Below are 19,169 nucleotides of genomic sequence, written 5' to 3'. Positions count from 1 at the left end.
AGCACGATGCAAACCCGACATCCTGTCGTATCTCGCCCGCAATGGGACGCTGCCCGCCAGGCCCTGCTTGACCGGGAAAAGGCCATGACCCGCGCCCAGGACGCCCTCGCCCGCGACCGGCTCGACCTGCCTTGGGTACCGGTGGACAAACCCTATCAATTCCAAGGCGCAAGCGGTCCGCTGCGGCTGGCCGACCTGTTCGGCGGAAAGCGCCAACTGATTCTCTACCACTTCATGTACGGCCCGGACTGGGACGAAGGCTGCGTGGGCTGTTCGTTCCTGGCCGACCACCTGGACAGCGCCCTGACGCACTTGCGTCATCACGACGTGTCGGTGGTGGCGGTGTCGCGCGCGCCGCTGGCCAAGCTGGACGCCTTCAGGCGGCGCATGGGCTGGCGTTTCGATTGGTTCTCGTCCGAGGGCTGCGACTTCAACTTCGACTTCCACGCCTCGGTGCCGCAGGCCGATGGCAGCGTCGAAGAGCGCTCGGGCGCCAGCGCCTTCTTCCACGATCCCGACGGCGAGGTCTTCCATACCTATTCCGCCTTCGAACGCGGCGTGGAGCGCCTGGTCGGCGCGTACAACTATCTGGATTTCGCGCCCTTCGGACGTAACGAAACGGGTCCGCACTTCAATCTGGGCGACTGGGTCCGCCACCATGACCGGTACGACGACGCCCCCAAGGCGTGCCACGCTTGCGCCTAGCCGCCCGCGCGCCATGGCGGCGCTGTGGCTGACCTGCCTGGCGGCCATGGCGCTAGGGCTGTGGATCGACACGCGCATCACGCCCGCGGCGTTGCTGGCCAGCGAATGCGGCGCGCCGGGCGGGCTGTTGGACATGGCATGGCGGCACGCCACGCTGATGCCGGCCAGCAGCGCCGCGATGGCGGTGGCCGCGCTGGCGCCTTGGCCGGCGGAGCGCACGCCCGCGCCGCCGTTTGCAGAACGCCTGCTCTGCGCGCTTGCGATGACGGCCGGGATGGTGGTGGGCGCGCGGCTGGGCGTGATGGCGGCGCTTTCTCTCAGCGCGGCGCCCTTTGGCGGCATGGCGCTGGGCATGGCGGCCGGCATGGCCGTGGGGCTGCTGCCAGTCTTCGCCGTCAGCGCCGGGCGCCGGTAAGCGGCCGGGCCACGACAGGCGCGGTTTCAATCGGCGCCGCCAGCGGCGCCTGGATCTCCAGCGCCGACGTGGCGTGCGCCACGCAAGGCAGGATCCAGCCCTCTTCTTTCTCGTCGCGCGACAAGCCAGGCCATTCAATGCCGTAGGCCACCGAGCCCTCAAGCATCAGGCACATGCAGGCGCGGCACGTGCCGTTGCGGCAAGAACTGGGCAGCTTGAGGCCTGCGGCCTGCGCCGCAAGCAAAACGGGAGTGCCCGCGTCGGCGTCGAAACGCAGGCCGGCGGGTTGGACCAGGACCGGAAACGCGGGCATGTCAGCCGGCGTTGTCCTGCCAGTCCAGCTGCCAGGCGCCGGACAGCACGTTCTGCATCCACAGCACGCAGGTCAGCGTCTTGGCGTCGGTGACTTCGCCTTTGCTGCACGCCGCCAGCAATTCGGCGGGGTCGGCGCTGATCACGTCCAGGAACTCGTCCTGGTCCAGCTGGCGCGGGCCGGCGCGCAAGCCGCGGGCGAAGAAAATGTGGATGATCTCGGTGGAATAGGCGATGGCCAGATGCAAGGCGCCCGCGTGCGCCCATTGGTCGGCCGTATAGCCGGTTTCTTCCAGCAATTCGCGCTTGCCGCAGACCAGCGGGTCTTCGCCCGGGTCCAGCTTGCCGGCGGGAAACTCGGTCATGACGCGCCCGATCGGGTAGCGGAACTGGCGTTCCAGCAAGACGCGCCCGTCATCCAGCAAGGGGATCACCACCACCGCGCCAGGATGCACGACGTATTCGCGCGTGGCCGTATTGCCGTTGGGCAGGCTGACGGTGTCGCGGCGAATCTTCAGGAAACTGCCTTCATAAGGCGCTTCGCTGGTCACCAGCGTTTCAACAAGATGGGTATCGGTCGGACGGGTCATGAGGGCGCGTGGGGATCTCTGGGGCTCTTGGGACAGGCAGGCGCCGGAGCGCCTTCGGCAAGCAGAGCAGCTTACCACCGCCGTCCGCGCGCCCCGTCCTTCGTCGCCTTGCCTCAGCCTACCGGGCGACCCGGATGACGACCTTGCCGAAATGGCCGCCGGATGCCAGGTGTTCAAAAGCGGCGGGGGCTTCGTCGAAGCCGAAGACCCGGTCGATGACCGGCACGATGCCCGCCACCTCCACAAAGCGCGCCACGTCCTCCAGCATTTTGCGGCTGCCCACGAAAATGCCTTGCAGGCGCTTGCTGCCGGCGATCAGCGCCAAGGGCGCCACGGGCACGGCCGCGAACCCGCTGACGCCGCCGATCACCGCGACGGTCCCGCCCATGCGCGCCGCCGTCACGGAGCGCGCCAGCGTGCCTTCACCGCCCACTTCCAGCACCACATGCGCGCCCTCGCCGCCGGTCAGGCGCAAGACTTCGTCCTGCCATTCCGGCGTATCGCGGTAGTTGATCAGGCCGTCGGCCCCCATGGCCCGCGCGCGCTCCAACTTGCCCGCGCCGGAGGACGTGACGATGGCGCGCAGCCCCGCCGCCTTGGCCAGTTGCAGGCCCCAGACCGACACGCCGCCCGTGCCCAGGAACAATGCCGTCTGCCCCGCTTTGGCGCCGCCCGCCACGAACAGCGCGTTCCAGGCGGTGACCGCCGCGCAAGGCAGGGTCGAGGCCTGTTCATCGCTCAACGACGGCGGCGTGGCCACCAACGCGGCTTCGGCGAAGACGCGCTCGGTGGACAGCACGCCATCCGTCGCCGCGCCCGGGGCGATGCGGGTCGAGGCCGGGGTGGCCTCGCCGTCGATCCAATCCGGGAAGAACGAGCCTATCACGCGGTCGCCCGCGGCGAAGCGCGTCACGTCCTTGCCCACCTCGATCACTTCGCCCGCGGCGTCCGAGCCCGGGATGACGGGGTCCGACGCGCCCTGCAGATAATCCCCGCGCGCCACCATCAGGTCGCGGAAGTTCAGCGACACCGCATTGATGCGCACGCGCACGTCGTGCGGCCCCAGCGCCTGGGGTTCACGGGTAATGCGTGTGAGGGATGCGATGTCTTTGCCGCTGATGACGGTGTAGGCCTGCATGGTGGACTCCTGTTCGGTTCGAGACGGGCCGCTACGGGCTGCCAGATGACAGCGCGGCCGGGTACCGATAAGATATGCGGAATTCTGTTCAACAATGTCAACCTTGATTCCTTTCAATGGTTCCCGCAAAGCGCCAATACAGGCAAGGAAGGCAGCATGGCCACATCGCTCACCCATGACAGGCTGGGCGGCGTCGAAGTCTTTGTGCAGGCCGTCGAGGCCGGCAGCTTCGCGCTGGCCGCCGGACGCTTGAACCTCACGCGTTCAGCCGTCGGCAAGTCGGTTGCGCGGCTGGAGGCGCGGCTGGGCGTCCGGCTGTTCCACCGCACCACGCGCCAGCAAAGCCTGACCGAGGACGGCCAGGCCTACTACGACCGCTGCATCCGCGCCCTGGCCGAATTGCAGCTTGGCGAAGCCGAACTCGACAGCGGGCGCCGCGAACCCCAAGGGCGGTTGCGGGTCAGCGCGCCGCTGGTGTTCGGCCGGCACTGCGTTGCCCCGGTCCTGCGCGAACTGGCCATGCGCTACCCGCAACTTCAACTGGACATCTCGTTCAACGACCGCGTGGTCGACCTGATCGAAGAAGGTTACGACCTGGGCATCCGCGTGGGCGCCCTGCCCGACAGCGCCAGCCTGGCGGCGCGCAGGCTGGGCATGCAGACCATGGGAATCGGCGCGTCTCCCGCGTATATCCGGGCGCACGGGCGCCCGACGAGCATCGACGAATTGAAGCAACACGCGGGCATCGTCTACTCGCACGGCGGGACGGAGCGGGGATGGGCAGTGAAGGATGCGGAGGGCCAGGTCATCCAGCTGCGCGTGCAGCCAAGGCTGCGGCTGGACGACCTGCAAGCCATCGCGGATGCCGCGATCGCGGGTGCCGGCATCGCCTGGCTGCCTTGCTGGATGCTGACCCACTACGTGCGCAGGGGCGAATTGGATGTGCTGATGCATGGCGACCGGATGGCCGCCCAGGAAGTGCACGCGGTCTGGCCGCAGGCGCGCTACCTGCCGTCCAAAACGCGCACCGCCATCGATGCGCTGGCGGCGCGGGTGCCCGCGATGCTGGCAGCCTGAGGGGCAGGCCGCGCAGGCGCGGTCAGTCGAACTTGCGGCGGGCGTCCAGCGCCAGGCCGGCCCCGATGCTGCCGAACAGGTCGCCTTCCACGCTGCGCGCGCCGGGCACCAGCGCCGACACGGTTTCGCGCAGGCGCGGCACACGGCTGGAGCCGCCGGTGAAGAACACCGTGTCCACATCGGCCGTGGCCACGCCGGCGTCGCGCAGCAGCGCGCCGACGGTGGTTTCGACCTTTTCGATCAAGCGGCCTACGCAGGCGTCGAACGACGGGCGCGTCACGTCGACCCCCAGCTCCGGCGCGATGCGCGACAGGTCGATGCGGGCCAACGGCGTTTCCGACAGCGCGATCTTGGCTTCTTCGACCTGCACCGCTACCCAATGGCCCGCGCGCTGCTTGACCAGGTTCAACAGCAGGTCGATCTTCTCGCGGTCGCCGGCTTCGGCGCGGATGTAGGCAAAGTGTTCCGCGGCCTTGCGCGTGTAGGCCTGGTTGATGGTGTGCCAGCAGGCCAGGTTGCCGTACTGCGTCGACGGCACGTCCTTGCCGCTGCGCAACTGGCTGCCCAGCCCCAAGAGAGGCATGACGTGTGCCAGGCTCAGTTGCTTGTCGAAATCCACCCCGCCGATATGCACGCCGCCATAGGCCAGGATGTCTTCGCGGCGGTCGGCCTTGGCGGCACGGTCCGGCCCCAGGCGGATCAGCGAGAAGTCGGACGTGCCGCCGCCGATGTCGATGACCAGCACCAGCTCTTCACGGTCGATCTGCGATTCGTAATCGAACGCGGCGGCCAGCGGCTCGAACTGGAATTCGATGTCGGTGAACCCGACGCTGCGCGCGATTTCACCCAGGGTGTCCTGAGCGGTCTGGTCGGCGGCGGAATTGTCGTCCACGAAGAAGACCGGCCGCCCCAGCACGGCGCGCGTGAAGTCGCGCCCCGCAGCCGTTTCGGCGCGCCGCTTCAATTCCGCGATGAAACGCGTCAGCAGCACGCGGAACGGGATCGAACGCCCCTGTACTTCCGTCGACCCGTCGATCAGCGAACTGCCCAGCAGGCTTTTCATCGAGCGCATCAGGCGCCCGTCGTAGCCCGCCAGGTAGTCGGAAATGGCGGCGCGGCCAAAGCTGACTTCGGCGTCTTCATCATGGAAAAAAATGGCCGACGGCAAGGTGGTCTTGCCGTCTTCCAGGGCGAGGAGCGCGCGTTGGTCGGGGCGGCTCCAGCCTACGGTGGAGTTGGACGTACCGAAGTCGACGCCGCATGCGGAGGAAATCATGGAGAATTCTGGGGCTTATAGCAAAACGGCGGACAAGTGTACTCGCTTCGCGCCGATCAAGCCGGCGCCACGCCCGCCCCGCCCCGCCGCGGCGCTGCCCTTACTGCTGACGGCGCTGCTCCAGTTCTTTCAGGCATTGCGTCACGCCAGCCTGCATCTGCGCGTTCGACACCGCGGCACGGTCCGAGACCGTACGGCAACGCTCATACTGGGCCTGGCTTTCCGCCGAATCCCGGATGACGGCGGGCGCGTCGCCCGGCGCCGGCGTGACCGTCATGCGCAAGGTGGACGGCGGCGACTGGCTGCCGTCCTTGGAAGGCAAACTGGGATATTGGTATTCCCGCGTCGTCGGCACGCCGTCCTGCGCCTGCGCGGCGCCGGCCGCGCACAAGGCGGCGAACAGGAAGGCGGAAAGGGTGTTTTTTTTCATCGCGACCTCTCTTCGATAAGCAATCGCCCTGGCGCGCAACGGCAGCGGCCCGCTCCGGGCGAATCGCCTTATCGTAGCGCCCCCCGCCAGCCGGCGGCGTGCCAAGACGCTACAGCGGCAAGCAGAGATGTTTCCCGCCGTTTCGCACGCCGGCGCTATGCCTTGGGCGCGGCGGGCCGGGATTTGCGCAACGGCGCCAGCAACGACGACAAGCCGTTGTGGTCCAGTTCATGCATCAAGGCCAGCAAGCGCCCCAGTTCACCGGAAGGAAACCCCTCGCGCGCGAACCAGGCCAGATACGGCCCGGGCAGGTCGGCGATCAGCCGCCCCTTGTACTTGCCGAAAGGCATCTCGCGGGTGACCAGCAGTTGAAGGAGTTCAGGATCCATCGAAGGGGAAGCGCCGCCTTAGCGGGGCGCGGCTGCGGTAAAGACGATGTCGGCGGCCGGCACGGCCGCGATCTTCACGCCGAAGCTGGATATCGCGGACAGCGTGGCGTTGTGGTGCGCGCGGATCTGCGCGCCCGGCGCGTGCGCCTTGTCTTGCGTGGTGTGGGCATCGGCGGCCAGCGTGACCGGCAAGCCCAGTCCTGCCGCGCGACGCACGGTGGTATCCACGCAGAACTCCGAGGCGTAGCCGCACACGACCAGTTCCGTCACGCCCGCAGCAGCCAGCGTCTGGCCCAAAGTCGTGCCCTGGAACGAATCGGGCGTTGTCTTGCGCACACGGGCGTCTTCGGGCGACGGCGTCAGGCGCGTGTCCAGCTCCCAGCCGGGCTGGCCGGGCGAAAGCGGACTACCGGGGCTTTCGTGCTGCACATAGATCACCGGCACGCCGGCCGCGTGCGCACGGCCGGTCAGGTCGTTGATGCGGCCCAGCACCTGCTCGGCGTCGGCAGGCGGTGGCGACGTTTCAAACAAGGCGCGCTGCACGTCGATCACGATCAAAGCGGTTGTCATGGCTATCCACGTTCAAAGGGTGCGGGGAAGTCTACCCTACTGCGTCCATCAGAATTCCAGCCGTCCCCGCAATTCGCCGAACGGCAGCATCACATGTTGACGATACGCAGGCCGTGCCTGCAACCGTTCATACCAGGCGCGCACGTGCGGCAGGGGTGGATGCGGGATGTCCAACTCGTAATAGCGGTACAGCGCCGTCGCGGCAGGCACATCCGCCAGGCTTAGCGCCTGCCCGTTCAGATAAGGCTGATCGGCCAGCGCCTCGTCCAGCTTGCTCAGGCAGGCATGCGTGGCGTCGAGGCTGCGCGCGATGGCGGCCGCATCGCGTTGCGCCTCGGGCGTGCGGTAGTAGCCCCAGAACACACCTGCCAGGAAGGCGGGCTGCAACATGGTCTGCGCCCAATCCATCCAGCCGTCGGCACGGACGCGCGCCGCAGGCTGGCCGGGCCAGAACGCGGGGCCGCCGTGGCGCGCCGCCAGATACCGCAGGATCGCGTGCGACTCCCAGACGGTCGCGTCTTCGTCGCGTAGCACCGGCACCTTGCCGTGCGGATTCATGCGCAGGAATTCCGGCGATTCCAACAGGCCGAACTGCCCGCCTGCGGGCACGTGCTCATAGTCCAGGCCCAACTCATCCGCCAGCCACAGCACCTTCTGCACATTGAAGGAACTGCGCCGCCCCCAGATCGTCGTCTTGCCGGCAGCGGCACTCATCGGAGGCACGCGATGCGAGGGTCGGTGTAGCGGAGTTCACCTTTTGGTTTCGTCATGATGGCTCGGTTGCGTGCGCGGGTCGGGCGGGAGATGAGGGCTAGCGTAGCGCAGATTCCCCCGCACTTTACATCCCGTTTCAGCATGCCCCGGACACTGTCCGTATCGTGGACCCGTTTTCCCACCAGGAGCTCGCCATGATGAGAACCACTCTGACCTGCACCCTGAGCCTTGCCCTGCTTGCCGGCTGCGCCCCCTTCAACGCTAACAACGCCCGCGACACGCCGGCCGACGGCCACACTGCGCGCAATGCGCTGGATTGGCCCGGCAGCTACGACGGCACCCTGCCCTGCGCCGATTGCCCCGGCATCAAGACCCGGTTGACCTTGCTGAAGGACGACCGCTACGAACGCCAGACCCAGTACCTGGACCGCGAACCGCAGCCCGAAATCGTCACCGGCACCTTCAGCTGGGAATCCGACGGCAGCACCATCCGGCTGGACGCCTCCGGCGACAGCCAGCGCTACTTCGTCGGTGAAAACCAGGTGACCATGCTGTACCGCGACGGCACGCGCCCGACCGGCCCGCTGGCTCCTCACTACGTGCTGCGGCGCGCGCAATAGGCAACGCCCCTGCCCCCACAAGGGCATCGCGCAAGCCCGGCGCTTCCGGCTATTCTTCTGGAATCGCCAGCGGCCCGCCGCGCGGCCCCCACCCCAAGGAAGCCATGAAGACCGACCACGAGCTGCTCTCCGCCTTCGCCCCCAACGGAACGCTGCGCGCGTCCATCAACCTGGGCAATCCCATCCTTGCCAACGCCGACCCCGCCACCGGTTTGCCCGGCGGCGTGTCGGTGGACCTGGCCACGGAACTGGCGCGGCGCCTGGACGTGAAACTGGAGCTGGTGGTATTCAAGTCTGCCGGCGAATCCGTCAACGCGGTGGCCGCCGAACAGGCTGACGTCGGCTTCTTCGCCATCGACCCGCTGCGTGGCGAACAGATCGCGTTCACCGCACCCTATGTGGTGATCGAAGGCGCCTATCTGGTGCGCCAGGATTCCCCCATCACCGCGATGGACCAGGTCGACAGCAAGGGCCTGCGCGTAGTGGTCGGCAAAGGCAGTGCCTATGACCTGTACCTGACCCGCGAATTGAAGCAGGCCGAGATCTTCCGCGCGCCCACGTCCCCGGCCGTCGTCGACACGTTCCTGAAAGAAAACATGGAAGTGGCCGCGGGCGTGAAGCAACAGCTGGAAGGCGACGCGCAGCGCTTGGGCGGACTGCGCCTGCTGGACGGCCACTTCATGCTGATCCGCCAGGCGATGGGCGTGCCCAAGAGCCGTGGCGACAAGGCCAGCGCCTATCTGGCCGCCTTTGTCGAAGCCATGAAGAAGTCGGGATTCGTCGCCGACGCGTTGGCGCGGCACAAGATCCAGGGCGCCGCGGTCGCGCCGCTTGAGGCTTGACGGGTCGCGCCTCCACCACGAAAAAGGGCCGGACAATCCGGCCCTTTGCTTGACGGCTGCCTCGCCTGTCTAGTGGCTGATCATCCAAGGCCTGGCGCCCGCGAATGATTTCGCCCCGTCCGGCGCGGTGCGCGTCTTGCCGGACGCGCGCCCGCCGGAACAACATCCGCAATTCATGCCGTGGCCCGACCGCGAACTGCGCGGCTCGTTCGCGCTGCGCTCATTGGCGGCGCGTGCCCGGTTCACGGCGGAAGATAACGCCGATATCGCAGGCGCCCCGCCGATGATGCGGCCAGACATCGCGCCGCATTGCGGGCAGCCCGCCGGATCGCGCCATTGCGCCAGCGGCCGCAAGGCGGCGAATTCGCCGCAATCGCCGCAGGCATAGTCGTACATGGGCATCGTCGTCTCCTAGCGGTCGCGCGACAGCGGCATGTCCACCCCGCCCTTGATGTGCTTGATCGGGCCGGACGCCGACGGCTGGATGTCGAAATCGAAGATCTCGGTCGGCAGCCAAAGCGTGGCGCAAGAGTTGGGGATATCGACCACCCCGCTGATATGCCCCTGCACCGGCGCGCAACCCAGCAGCGAATAGGCCTGTGCGCCCGAATAGCCGAACTTCTTCAGGTATTCGATGGCGTTCAGGCAAGCCTGCCGGTACGCCACGTTCACGTCCAGGTAATGCTGCTTGCCCGTCTCGTCCACCGAGATGCCTTCGAAGATCAGGTAGTCCTTGTAGGCGGGCGTGATCGGGCTGGGCTTGAAAATGGGGTTCTTGATGGCGTACTTCTCCATGCCGCCCTTGATCAGCGTCACGCGCATATGCACCCAGCCCGCCATTTCGATGGCACCGCAGAAGGTGATCTCGCCATCGCCTTGCGAGAAGTGCAGATCGCCCACGGACAGCCCGCCGCCCTTCACGTAGACCGGGAAGAAAACGCGCGCGCCGCGCGACAAATCCTTGATGTCGCAGTTGCCGCCGTGTTCGCGCGGCGGCACGGTGCGTGCGCCTTCGCCTGCGGCCTTATCGCGTTCGGCGCCTTGCAACGCGCCCATGTGCGCCGTCTTGGGCGCCGGCGGATTCGCCAGCGGCGGCACGCGGTTGGGATTGGTGTCGATCAGCGCCTGCTCGCGCCGGTTCCACGTGTCCAGCAACTTCTTGTCGGGCAGGCAGCCGATCAGGCCGGGGTGGATCAGGCCCGCGAAATTCACGCCCGGAATATGGCGCGACGAGGTGAACATGCCATGGAAATCCCAAATGGATTTCTGCGCATGCGGAAAATGTTCGGTCAGGAAACCGCCGCCGTTGTTGCGGCTGAAGAAACCGTTGAACCCCCACAGGCTGTCGGGTTTGGCGCCGATGTCCAGCAAGTCCACGACGAGCAGGTCGCCGGGTTCGGCGCCTTCCACGCCCACGGGGCCCGACAGGAAGTGCACCGTGGACAGGTCCACGTCGCGCACGTCGTCGGCGCTGTCGTCGTTCTTGATCGCGCCGCCGGTCCAGTCATAGGTTTCCAGCACGAAATCGTCGCCGGGCTTGACCCACACCGCCATCGGGATGTCGGGATGCCATCGGTTATGGATCTGCTTGTTCTCGTACGGGGACTGGTCCAGATCGACTTGGATGAGCGTATTCGCCATTCTCTTTCATCTCCAACGTAACGTGTTGATAAAACAGAACTTCAGCCGGATGCGTGTCCAATTCTCTTGCCGGATTGGATCTTCGGGATCATTGACCTGTTAGCGATGGTAGACGTGTTCAGGCGATTTGCCATACTGGTTTTCCATGCAGTGGCGACACCCGCGCCGCAACATGGGAAGGGGGTTTCGCAGCAGTTATGATGCGAACCATCTTCAGCGCAACACCAAGGTTCACCGCATGGCAGCATTGCACCGCCGGCCCCTGGCCGCCTTCCTGATCATCGCCGCATGCGCGGGCGCATCCGCGCAGGCCGCAGACGACTGCGTGGCCCGGATCGACGCCGGGCTGGCCAGCGTCAAGCGCGCGCAAGACATCCAGCGCACGCGGGAAGCGTCCAACGATCTGCAACTGAATCGCGACCTGTGCCAAGGCCGCCTGGACTTGCTGGATGCCCGCTTTGCGCTCAGCGACGATTTCGAAGCCTGCCGCCGCCAGGGCGTGGCGTTCTCGGATCAGGTCGTCAAGACGCTGACCCGCGCGTCCGACGACCTGGCTGACATGAAAGCGGCCTGGATCCGCGCCTGCGGCGCGCAGATGAAAGACTGATCAGGCCGCTGCGGCCAGTTCAGCGCTTTTCGGATAGAAGATGGCGCGGCTGGGATCGAAGCCATAGAGCTCTTCGAAATCTGCGGCGTCCGCGGCCAGCGCTAGCACCGATTCCAGAATGAAACCGGCCTTGGCGTCGGACAGCAACGCGCTGAAATTCAACCTGACAAAACCGGGCTTTTCGATCTCGCGGCCGTCGAGGATGGCCTGGCGCATCTGCTGCGACTCGGCCTCGCCGATGTCGAGCAGGCGATGGACATAAGGGCCGGCGCACGCGCAGCCGCCGCGGGCCTGGATGCCGAACCGGTCACTCAGCATGCGGGTGACCAACTGCTGGTGCACGAAGCCGCCCTTGCCGTTGCGCACGCGGAACGAGAAGATCGGCAGGCGGTTCGCCGTCAGCGAACCCAGCAGTTCCAGATGCTCCGCACCGCGCCAGGCGGCAAGCGCCTGCTGCACGAAGTGGGCGTTGCGTTGTTGCATGAAATCGGCGCCCAGCGCTTCCTTCACCAGCAGGACCAACGCCGCGCGAATATCTCCCACCACGTTGGGCGTGCCCGCTTCTTCACGGGATTCCAGGCTGGCGCTGTAATCATGGCCGGCGGGCGACACGAACTTGACGGTGCCGCCGCCCGGCCACGTCGGCGTAGTTTCGACCACGGCGTCGCGCCGCACGATCAGCACGCCGGAAGCGCCCGGGCCGCCGATGAACTTGTGCGGCGAGAACACGATGGCGTCGATCTGCGCATCGGCCGCCGGCGACATCTGGATGGACAGGTACGGCGCACCGCCTGCGTAGTCCCACAGCATTTTTGCGCCCGACCCCTTGACCAGCCGCGTGATGGCGGGGACGTCCGCGACAATGCCGGTCACGTTCGAGGCGGCCGACAACGCGCAGACAACGAGCGTGCCGCTGGGGGCTTGCAAGGCGGCGGCCAATTCGGCCAGGTCCGGTCCGCCTTCGGGGCTTTCAGGTAGTTCGATGATGTCGGCGCCGCATTCGCGCCAGGGCAGGATGTTCGAGTGGTGTTCGTACGGGCCGATGATCACGCGGACCTTGCGGCCCGCTGCGATTGCCGCGCGCACGCCGAACAGGTGCACCAGCCTGTTGATGCCCGCCGTGGCGCCAGAGCCGGCAAAAATCACCGCATGCGCATCGTTCGCGCCGCAACTCCGGCCGACAACGGCGCGCGCCTCGCGGCGCAGTCGCGTAATGAACCCGCCGCAGTAAGAAGCTTCGGTATGCGAATTGGCGTAATACGGAAGCACTTGCTCAAGGACGAAGCGCTCGACCTGCATCAGCGCGCGGCCCGACGCGACATAGTCGGCGTAGACCAGCGGTTTGACGCCGAACGGGCCTTCAATGACGGCGTCCTTGCCGATGAGCCCTTCGGCGAGCGCCGCCGCGACGTCGCCGGCTTTCAGGCTGTCTTGGAACTGCTGCAGGAGGCTGGGCTTGGCGGGGCTTGTCGCGACGGGCATATTCATGATGGTGCGGGTTCCGGTAAGTACCGAAATATCATACGATGGAACAGCATAAGGAAACATCACCGATATTTTGCGTAAATCCACCCAAAACAGATCAAATGATCGAACAAATGGAAAAAATAGATAAACTTGATCTTAGTATCATCAGCTGCCTGCAAAAAGACGGCGCGCTGTCCCAGCGCGAGCTGGCGGATCGGGTGGGTTTATCGCAGAACGCCTGCTGGCGCCGGCTGCAGCGCTTGAATGCCTGCGGCATCATCCGCGGCACGCGCGCCGAGGTCAGCCTGGTGGCGCTGGGCCTGGACTTGACGGTGTTCGTCATGATCCGCACCAGCCACCACGCCAAGGCTTGGGCCGACGGCTTCCGCCAGCACGTCGAACGCCTGCCGGAGGTCACCGAGTTCTATCGCATCGGCGGGGATTGGGATTACCTGATCAAGGTAGTCTGCCGCGGCATGGCGGGCTACGACCGCTTCTACCAGAAGCTGATCACGGATTTCGAGTTGTCGACGGTAACCGGATTCTTCGCCATGGAAGCAATCATCGAGAACCGGCCGCCAGACCTCAGAATGCTGGAGGGCTGATGCCCTCCCCCCCCATCGTGGCCTGCCTGCGTCGGATCACAAGCCAGGCCATAATGGGAACTTTCCCGAGCCCTCCGGCTCGAACTCTCAATTCATCCCCATCGCGGAGCCCCGACCGGCCATGATTCTTTAAGCCCTCCTCCTGATCCTCCTTGCCGCATCACGCGGAAAAGGCGTCTCACCGACCCGGAGAGCTTTCCATGGCCCAGTCCTCGTTCGCGCCAGCCCAGGCGCAATCTCAGCCGTCCGCGGCTACCTCTTTCATCAACCTGCACCACCTCAGCTACGCGCTGCCCGATGGCCGCGTCCTGCTGGACGCCGTCAGCCATGACTTTGCCGTGGCGCGCCACGGGTTGATCGGGCGCAACGGCACAGGCAAGTCCGTGCTGTTGCGCATACTGCAAGGCAGCCTGTCAGCGCAGTCTGGCCGTGTCGCGCGCCACGGGCGTATTGCCTACGTGGCGCAGACCCATACCCCTGAGCCCGGCGCCACGTTGGCCGAGGCGGCTGGCATAGGCGACATTCTGCTCGCCTTGTCCAACATCGAAGCCGGAAGCACCAACCCAGCGGATTTCGATTTAGCCGATGGTCATTGGCGGATTCAAGACGACTGGGCCCGAATGCTTGACGACGCGGGCCTGCCGGCCTGGGCGCCAGACCATCCCGCCCGTGCCGCAAGCGGCGGCGAATTGACCCGTGTCGCACTTGCAGGCGCCCTGCTGCAAGGTGCAGACGGTCTGCTGTTGGACGAACCCAGCAACCATTTGGATGCGCGGGCGCGCGGCTGGCTCATGGACAAAATCAGCACGTGGCGCGGCGGCCTGATTGTCGTCAGCCACGACCGCACCTTGCTGAACGCCATGCAACACATCGTCGAATTGGACCGTGGCACGCTCACCGGCCATGCCGGCAATTACAGTGCCTATCGCACCCAACGTGAGCTGCAAGCCGCTGCCGCCGACGCGGCGCTGGCGCATGCCCGCAACGAACGCGCAGCCGGCCTGCGCACGTTGCGGCAACAACACGACGCCCAACTGCAACGCAGTGCGCGTAACGCCCGCCAAGCACGCGCCTCCAACCAGGCGCCCATCCTGCTGGGCATGAAAAAGGCGAACGCCGAAGGCCATGCCGGCCGCGAACGCCTGCGTCGACAGCAGACGAGCGCTGCGCTTGACGATGCGGTAACGCAAGCCGCGTCGCGCGTGCTGGCGACACCGGGCGTGGCACTGGCGCTTCCAGAAACCGTCGTACCCAAGGGACGGCGCGTCCTGCATCTGGAAAATGCCGTACCTCCTTATCCCGCAAACGCGCAGGCATTGACGCTTAGCCTGAGCGGCCCTTTTCGCCTGGCCGTCCACGGACCGAATGGGTGCGGCAAGAGCACCCTGTTGTCGATGCTGGCTGGCGAGATCGACGCCAAACAAGGAACGTGCGACGTGCGAGTACCCACCGCAATGCTGGATCAGCGTGCCGCGGGTTTGCCGTTGGGTCGGTCGTTGTTGGCGACGCTGGAAACGCTGGGCGCATCCCTGCCAGAAGGCGAACTACGCAGCCGCCTGGCGTTGCTGGGGTTGGGCCCTGCCTTGATCGATGCCCCTGCGGAAACATTGAGTGGCGGCGAACGCGTCAAGGCTACTCTGGCTTGCGCATTGTGGCGCAAGCAGCCCGCACAATTACTGCTGCTGGATGAACCCACGAACCATCTGGATATCACGTCAGCGCAGGCGCTGGAAGAAGCGCTAAGACAGTATCCCGGTGCGATGGTGGCGGTGTCGCACGATACGGCGTTTTTAAAAGCGATTGCACCGACCCATCGCTTGATTTGGAATGATTGTGCTGGATGGGATTTGCAGGCGTGCGCAATGTAGTTGCGGCGGTCCGTCCCTTGCTCAAAGGCGTCAGGAATTTCCTCCCATCGGCAGCGGCGTCCTGTCAATTTTGAAATTCTTGCAGTTTTCGAATTTCTTGACGGCGACGGGCTTGGTGCGTACTTCCCCATCCACCACGACAAGTTCACGCACGACCGTATTCGGATGCCGATAAAGCGTCTCGTAGTCCTTTCCCGGCTCAAGCACTGCGGTAATCGCCTGGCCGAAAACCTGGCTATACATGGACATGCCAATCGAATTTGGATGGTTCCATCCTCCACCTCGCGAGTAGATGTCAATGGGGATCCCCGCCGTCACGACATACGCGGAATAGTACTTTTCGTCCTATTGCCTATTTTCTTTACTCGGGATATTTCGCCAGTAACTCTATGAATGGCGATTTCTGGAGGTTCTGGCGGTGTTCCTCGCGGACATCCGCTTTGGATTTGCCGATCAAGGAACGTACCTTGTCGATGTCGGCCCGCGCCAGCTCCGGCCGCTCCATCCGATCGTAGGTCAGACTACATTTTCGAGTTCAGAAATGTAGTCTGAGCTAGCCCGGGTTTTCCGGACACCCGAAGAAGTAGACAATACTTGAAGGAGGTGTCCCATGGATAAATCCAAGCCCGATAGCAGTGCGACCGGCGCCAAGCGCCAGCACCATAGCCGCGAGTTCAAGGTCGAGGCGGTTCGCCAGTTGGAGCAAGGCCAGGTTACTGGCACCCAACTGGCTTTGATGCTGGGTGTGAAGCGCTCGATTATTTACCGATGGAAGAAGGAGCTCGCCACACACGGGCCTGACATTTCTTTCCCCGGTAAAGGCCGAACTCGCAGCGACGAACAGACCGAGATCCAGCGCCTCAAGCGCGAGTTGGAGCAGGTTAAGGAAGAGCGCGACATCTTAAAAAAAGCGGCAGCGTACTTTGCGCGGGAACTGCCGTGAGGTACGCCTTTGTGCAAGCTCATCAGCAGCAGTTCCGCGTAGCGCGGCTATGCAAAGCACTGCACGTCAGTCGCAGTGGTTATTACGATTGGGTGCGGCGATCGCCATGCGAGCATGCACGAGAGGATGCCAGATTGCTTGCCGCCATTGAGCGCACGCATCACGCCAACCGGCAAGCCTATGGGGCCGACAAAACTTGGCGTGTACTCAATGCCAATGGGATAGCTTGCGGCAAGCACCGCGTTGCGCGATTAAGGCGCCAAGCGGGGATCGAAGCACTGCGCAAGCAACGGTTCCGTCGGCTGGAGAAACACTCGCTACTCGGGCCCGCACCCAATCGGCTGCAGCGCCAGTTCACCGTGCAATGCCCAAACAAAGTGTGGGTGGGTGATATCACGGTCGTTCCGACGCGGGCAGGCTGGCTATATCTGGCAGTGCTGCTTGATCTTTACTCACGCTCGGTTGTCGGTTGGAGCATGACGGAAAAGGCTGATCGAAATCTGCTGATCAGTGCTCTGCAAATGGCTCTTGCCAGGCGCAATCCCGGCCAGGGCTTGATGCACCACAGTGACCGCGGCGCGCAGTACAGTTCATCAGAGTATCGAGGATTGCTGACCAAGCACGGCATCGCCATCAGCATGAGCGCCAAGCGATCCCTATGACAACGCGGTCGCCGAGAGCTTCTTTAGCAACCTGAAGAACGAATTAACGCACCATCAGGTCTTCCATAGCCGCGAGCACGCCCGTATGGCAATCTTTAACTATATTGAGGTGTTCTATAACCGTCAGAGAATCCACCAAGGTTTAGGCTACAAAACCCCTGCTGAGGTTGAAGCCGCTGCCCCGTAACCAACCTGTCCGAGAAACCCGGGGTAGCCCAGACTGCAATTTCAACGCGACAGATTCGAAATTGCAGTCTGACACCTGATTTTAAGAGCAGGTGCGCGCCAACTCACATCGGCAGAGCCTGAAGGATCTATGCCATGAGCTCGACGCCATTCGCGAGGCCGGCGTAGCGGTTAGCGATTCCGAGATCACCCCTGGCACCATAGGCATCGCTGCGCCCATCTTCATGGAAAAGAAGGTGGTGGCCGGACTGAGCCTGATCGTGCGTACCGAGCACTGCCGCCTGGAGCCATTCCGGGCGTCGGTTATCGACACCGCGGCCCAGATCAGCCGGCAGTTGGCGGATGTGGACGGCGCCTGGGTCGCTCGCGCCTGAGTGTTGGTGCGCGCCGTTGGGCGGATACGCAGCCTGGGCAGGACGGATCGCAGGCAATGAAAAAAGCCGTTAACTCGCAGAGAGTTAACGGCTTTTTTCGAATCTGGTGCCCGGGGCCGGAATCGAACCGGCACGCCTTGCGGCGGGGGATTTTGAGTCCCCTGCGTCTACCAATTTCACCACCCGGGCAAGGGGGTCGCGAACACGTCCAGATGACGGCTGCGGGAGAACGAAGACAGCGATTATATGCGGACTTTCGCAAATTGTCAGGCGACCCCGTGGCGAGGCCTTCTGACAGGTGCCGATCCGGGCCCCGCCGCAGGCGGAAACCCCGACCAGCCCTTCAAACCATCACTTCTTTTCAGGCAGGAACCAGTTCATCACCAGGGCACAAATGCCGCCGGTGGCGACACCCGATTCCAGCACGCTCTTCACCGCATGCGGCAGGTGCGACAGGATTTCCGGCACTTGCGACACGCCCAGGCCCAGGGCCAGGGACACGGCGATGATCAGCAGGGCGCGGCGGTCCAGATGGATGCCGGCCAGGATGTTGATGCCGGATGCGGCTACGGCGCCGAACATGACCATGGCGGCGCCGCCCAGGACGGGTTCGGGCACGGCTTGCAGCACGCCCGCCACGCCCGGGAACAGGCCCAGCACGATCAGCATGCCGGCGATCCACACGCCGACGTGGCGGCTGGCGATGCCGGTCAGCTGGATCACGCCGTTGTTCTGCGCGAAGACCGAGCTGGGGAAGGTGTTGAAGACACCGGCCAGGAGCGAGTTCGCGCCGTTGACCAGGACGCCGCCCTTGATGCGCTGCATCCACAGCGGGCCTTCGACGGGCTGCTTGGACACCTTGCTGGTGGCGGTGACGTCGCCGATGGCTTCCAGGGATGTCACGAGATAGATGATCAGCATCGGCACGAACAGCGCCCACGAGAAGCCCAGGCCGAAGTGCAGCGGCACGGGGATCTGGAATAGCGCGGCCTCGCGGGCGCCGGTGAAGTCCAGGCGGCCCATGGCGGCGGCGGCGATGTAGCCGACGGCCAGCGCCAGCACCAGGGCGGTACTGCGGATCCAGACGACCGGCACGCGGTTCAGCAGGATGATCGTGCCCAGCACCAGGCCGGACAGGGTCAGGTTTTCGGCGCTGGCGAAGGTGCCGTTGGCCATGGCGCCGAAGCCGCCGCCCATGCTGATCAGGCCGACCTTGATCAGCGTCAGGCCGATCAGCAGCACGACGATGCCGGTGACCAGCGGGGTGATCAGGCGTTTGACGAAGGGCAGGATGCGGCTGATGCCCATCTCGACGAACGAGCCGGCGATGACGACGCCGAAGATCGCGGCCATGACGGCTTCGACCGGCGTGCCTTGCTTGACCATGACCGAGCCGCCCGCGATCAGCGGTCCGACGAAGTTGAAGCTGGTGCCCTGCACGATGAGCAGCCCCGCGCCCAGGGGACCGAAGCGCTTGCACTGCACGTAGGTGGCGATGCCGGAGATGACCAGCGACATGGACACGATCAGCGTGGTGTCGCGGCTGCTGACGCCAAGCGCCTGGCAGATCAAGAGGCCAGGGGTGACGATAGGGACCAGGATGGCCAGCAAGTGCTGTAGCGCGGCGACGAAGGCGACGGGAGGCGCGGGGCGATCGTCGGGGCCGTAGACCAGGTCATGGCTGGGCGCGTCGTCGGCGGCGCGATGGGGGGCGGGTTGGGAGAGGGAGGCGGGTTGC

The 19,169-nt window shown here is 65.1% G+C and carries 24 protein-coding genes, 1 tRNA gene and 1 pseudogene; 12 read left to right on the top strand and 14 right to left on the bottom strand.

The features are described from left to right. Positions 1-6: 6 nt before the first annotated feature. Together A9973_RS17030 and A9973_RS17025 are read left to right on the top strand one after the other, a co-directional pair. Complete coding sequence (locus tag A9973_RS17030) at positions 7-705, top strand: thioredoxin family protein (RefSeq protein ID WP_183014904.1); 699 nt, start codon at positions 7-9, stop codon at positions 703-705. Then, on the top strand, positions 659-1,120 hold the full coding sequence (locus A9973_RS17025; protein WP_255469197.1) for a hypothetical protein: 462 nt from the start codon (positions 659-661) through the stop codon (positions 1,118-1,120). Before A9973_RS17030 ends, A9973_RS17025 begins: the two co-directional genes overlap by 47 nt. On the opposite strand, the gene A9973_RS17020 is transcribed toward A9973_RS17025, so the two are convergent. From A9973_RS17020 to A9973_RS17010, 3 genes are all read right to left on the bottom strand, one after another. Next, the gene (locus tag A9973_RS17020) at positions 1,101-1,433 is read right to left on the bottom strand and encodes a 2Fe-2S iron-sulfur cluster-binding protein (RefSeq protein WP_183014903.1); all 333 of its coding nucleotides are present in this window, start codon (positions 1,431-1,433) and stop codon (positions 1,101-1,103) included. The two genes, A9973_RS17025 and A9973_RS17020, sit on opposite strands and share 20 nt — an antisense overlap. Position 1,434: 1 nt before the next feature. Next, on the bottom strand, positions 1,435-2,022 hold the full coding sequence (locus A9973_RS17015; RefSeq protein ID WP_006225374.1) for an NUDIX domain-containing protein: 588 nt from the start codon (positions 2,020-2,022) through the stop codon (positions 1,435-1,437). Between the two features lie 118 nt (positions 2,023-2,140). Continuing rightward, entirely contained in the window at positions 2,141-3,160 is a 1,020-nt protein-coding gene (locus tag A9973_RS17010) for an NAD(P)-dependent alcohol dehydrogenase (RefSeq protein ID WP_183014902.1), read from the bottom strand. A gap of 156 nt (positions 3,161-3,316) precedes the next feature. On the opposite strand from A9973_RS17010, the gene A9973_RS17005 reads away from it, so the two are divergent. Further along, a complete protein-coding gene (locus A9973_RS17005) occupies positions 3,317-4,237 on the top strand; it encodes a LysR family transcriptional regulator (RefSeq protein WP_183014901.1) in 921 nt (306 codons plus the stop codon). A 22-nt stretch (positions 4,238-4,259) separates the two neighbouring features. On the opposite strand, the gene A9973_RS17000 is transcribed toward A9973_RS17005, so the two are convergent. From A9973_RS17000 to A9973_RS16980, 5 genes are all read right to left on the bottom strand, one after another. Beyond that, on the bottom strand, positions 4,260-5,513 hold the full coding sequence (locus tag A9973_RS17000; protein ID WP_183014900.1) for an Hsp70 family protein: 1,254 nt from the start codon (positions 5,511-5,513) through the stop codon (positions 4,260-4,262). A 100-nt stretch (positions 5,514-5,613) separates the two neighbouring features. Next, positions 5,614-5,943, bottom strand: a complete 330-nt coding sequence (locus tag A9973_RS16995; protein ID WP_183014899.1) for a hypothetical protein — start codon at positions 5,941-5,943, stop codon at positions 5,614-5,616. Positions 5,944-6,098: 155 nt separating this feature from the next. Next, positions 6,099-6,332: a DUF3820 family protein gene (locus A9973_RS16990; RefSeq protein WP_183014898.1), complete on the bottom strand. Its 234-nt coding sequence runs from the start codon at positions 6,330-6,332 to the stop codon at positions 6,099-6,101. An 18-nt stretch (positions 6,333-6,350) separates the two neighbouring features. Then, positions 6,351-6,902: a cysteine hydrolase family protein gene (locus A9973_RS16985; RefSeq protein ID WP_183014897.1), complete on the bottom strand. Its 552-nt coding sequence runs from the start codon at positions 6,900-6,902 to the stop codon at positions 6,351-6,353. 48 nt (positions 6,903-6,950) lie between these two features. Continuing rightward, on the bottom strand, positions 6,951-7,616 hold the full coding sequence (locus A9973_RS16980; protein ID WP_183014896.1) for a glutathione S-transferase family protein: 666 nt from the start codon (positions 7,614-7,616) through the stop codon (positions 6,951-6,953). Between the two features lie 194 nt (positions 7,617-7,810). On the opposite strand from A9973_RS16980, the gene A9973_RS16975 reads away from it, so the two are divergent. Together A9973_RS16975 and A9973_RS16970 are read left to right on the top strand one after the other, a co-directional pair. Then, positions 7,811-8,236, top strand: a complete 426-nt coding sequence (locus A9973_RS16975) for a copper resistance protein NlpE (protein WP_183014895.1) — start codon at positions 7,811-7,813, stop codon at positions 8,234-8,236. A 104-nt stretch (positions 8,237-8,340) separates the two neighbouring features. Continuing rightward, positions 8,341-9,078, top strand: a complete 738-nt coding sequence (locus A9973_RS16970; protein ID WP_183014894.1) for an ABC transporter substrate-binding protein — start codon at positions 8,341-8,343, stop codon at positions 9,076-9,078. A gap of 69 nt (positions 9,079-9,147) precedes the next feature. On the opposite strand, the gene A9973_RS16965 is transcribed toward A9973_RS16970, so the two are convergent. Together A9973_RS16965 and fmdA are read right to left on the bottom strand one after the other, a co-directional pair. Continuing rightward, positions 9,148-9,480: an FmdB family zinc ribbon protein gene (locus tag A9973_RS16965; protein ID WP_183014893.1), complete on the bottom strand. Its 333-nt coding sequence runs from the start codon at positions 9,478-9,480 to the stop codon at positions 9,148-9,150. 9 nt (positions 9,481-9,489) lie between these two features. Further along, a complete protein-coding gene (gene fmdA, locus A9973_RS16960; protein ID WP_183014892.1) occupies positions 9,490-10,719 on the bottom strand; it encodes a formamidase in 1,230 nt (409 codons plus the stop codon). Between the two features lie 238 nt (positions 10,720-10,957). On the opposite strand from fmdA, the gene A9973_RS16955 reads away from it, so the two are divergent. Beyond that, positions 10,958-11,326, top strand: coding sequence for a hypothetical protein (locus A9973_RS16955; RefSeq protein ID WP_183014891.1), 369 nt, complete (start codon positions 10,958-10,960; stop codon positions 11,324-11,326). On the opposite strand, the gene A9973_RS16950 is transcribed toward A9973_RS16955, so the two are convergent. After that, a complete protein-coding gene (locus A9973_RS16950) occupies positions 11,327-12,814 on the bottom strand; it encodes an aminotransferase class V-fold PLP-dependent enzyme (RefSeq protein ID WP_183014890.1) in 1,488 nt (495 codons plus the stop codon). Positions 12,815-12,912: 98 nt separating this feature from the next. Here A9973_RS16950 and A9973_RS16945 point away from each other — a divergent pair, with 98 nt between their 5' ends. Both A9973_RS16945 and A9973_RS16940 read left to right on the top strand, forming a co-directional pair. Beyond that, a complete protein-coding gene (locus A9973_RS16945; protein WP_006225785.1) occupies positions 12,913-13,398 on the top strand; it encodes an Lrp/AsnC family transcriptional regulator in 486 nt (161 codons plus the stop codon). 200 nt (positions 13,399-13,598) lie between these two features. Continuing rightward, the gene (locus A9973_RS16940; RefSeq protein ID WP_183014889.1) at positions 13,599-15,266 is read left to right on the top strand and encodes an ABC-F family ATP-binding cassette domain-containing protein; all 1,668 of its coding nucleotides are present in this window, start codon (positions 13,599-13,601) and stop codon (positions 15,264-15,266) included. 30 nt (positions 15,267-15,296) lie between these two features. Here A9973_RS16940 and A9973_RS16935 read toward each other — a convergent pair whose 3' ends face one another. Further along, positions 15,297-15,509: a hypothetical protein gene (locus A9973_RS16935; RefSeq protein ID WP_183014888.1), complete on the bottom strand. Its 213-nt coding sequence runs from the start codon at positions 15,507-15,509 to the stop codon at positions 15,297-15,299. A 367-nt stretch (positions 15,510-15,876) separates the two neighbouring features. Between A9973_RS16935 and A9973_RS16930 the strand changes: the two genes are divergently transcribed. The 4 genes and pseudogenes from A9973_RS16930 (at position 15,877) to A9973_RS16915 (ending at position 17,431) form a co-directional block, all read left to right on the top strand. Continuing rightward, entirely contained in the window at positions 15,877-16,209 is a 333-nt protein-coding gene (locus A9973_RS16930) for a transposase (RefSeq protein WP_183014887.1), read from the top strand. After that, on the top strand, positions 16,206-16,871 hold the full coding sequence (locus tag A9973_RS16925; protein ID WP_183014972.1) for an IS3 family transposase: 666 nt from the start codon (positions 16,206-16,208) through the stop codon (positions 16,869-16,871). The genes A9973_RS16930 and A9973_RS16925 overlap by 4 nt, the downstream gene beginning before the upstream one ends. 25 nt (positions 16,872-16,896) lie before the next feature. Next, positions 16,897-17,058, top strand: a pseudogene (locus A9973_RS31380) (IS3 family transposase); the annotation flags it as partial. A gap of 91 nt (positions 17,059-17,149) precedes the next feature. Beyond that, positions 17,150-17,431, top strand: coding sequence for an IclR family transcriptional regulator C-terminal domain-containing protein (locus A9973_RS16915; protein WP_183014886.1), 282 nt, complete (start codon positions 17,150-17,152; stop codon positions 17,429-17,431). 104 nt (positions 17,432-17,535) lie between these two features. On the opposite strand, the gene A9973_RS16910 is transcribed toward A9973_RS16915, so the two are convergent. Both A9973_RS16910 and A9973_RS16905 read right to left on the bottom strand, forming a co-directional pair. Beyond that, positions 17,536-17,620, bottom strand: a tRNA-Leu gene (locus A9973_RS16910). Positions 17,621-17,782: 162 nt separating this feature from the next. Continuing rightward, positions 17,783-19,169 (bottom strand): uracil-xanthine permease family protein (locus tag A9973_RS16905; protein WP_255469195.1); only part of this gene is annotated, 1,387 nt, incomplete at its 5' end.

The sequence above is a fragment of the Achromobacter sp. UMC46 genome, assembly GCF_014170335.1.
GTDB lineage: Bacteria > Pseudomonadota > Gammaproteobacteria > Burkholderiales > Burkholderiaceae_B > Achromobacter.
This window is presented reverse-complemented; position numbering and strand designations above follow the sequence as displayed.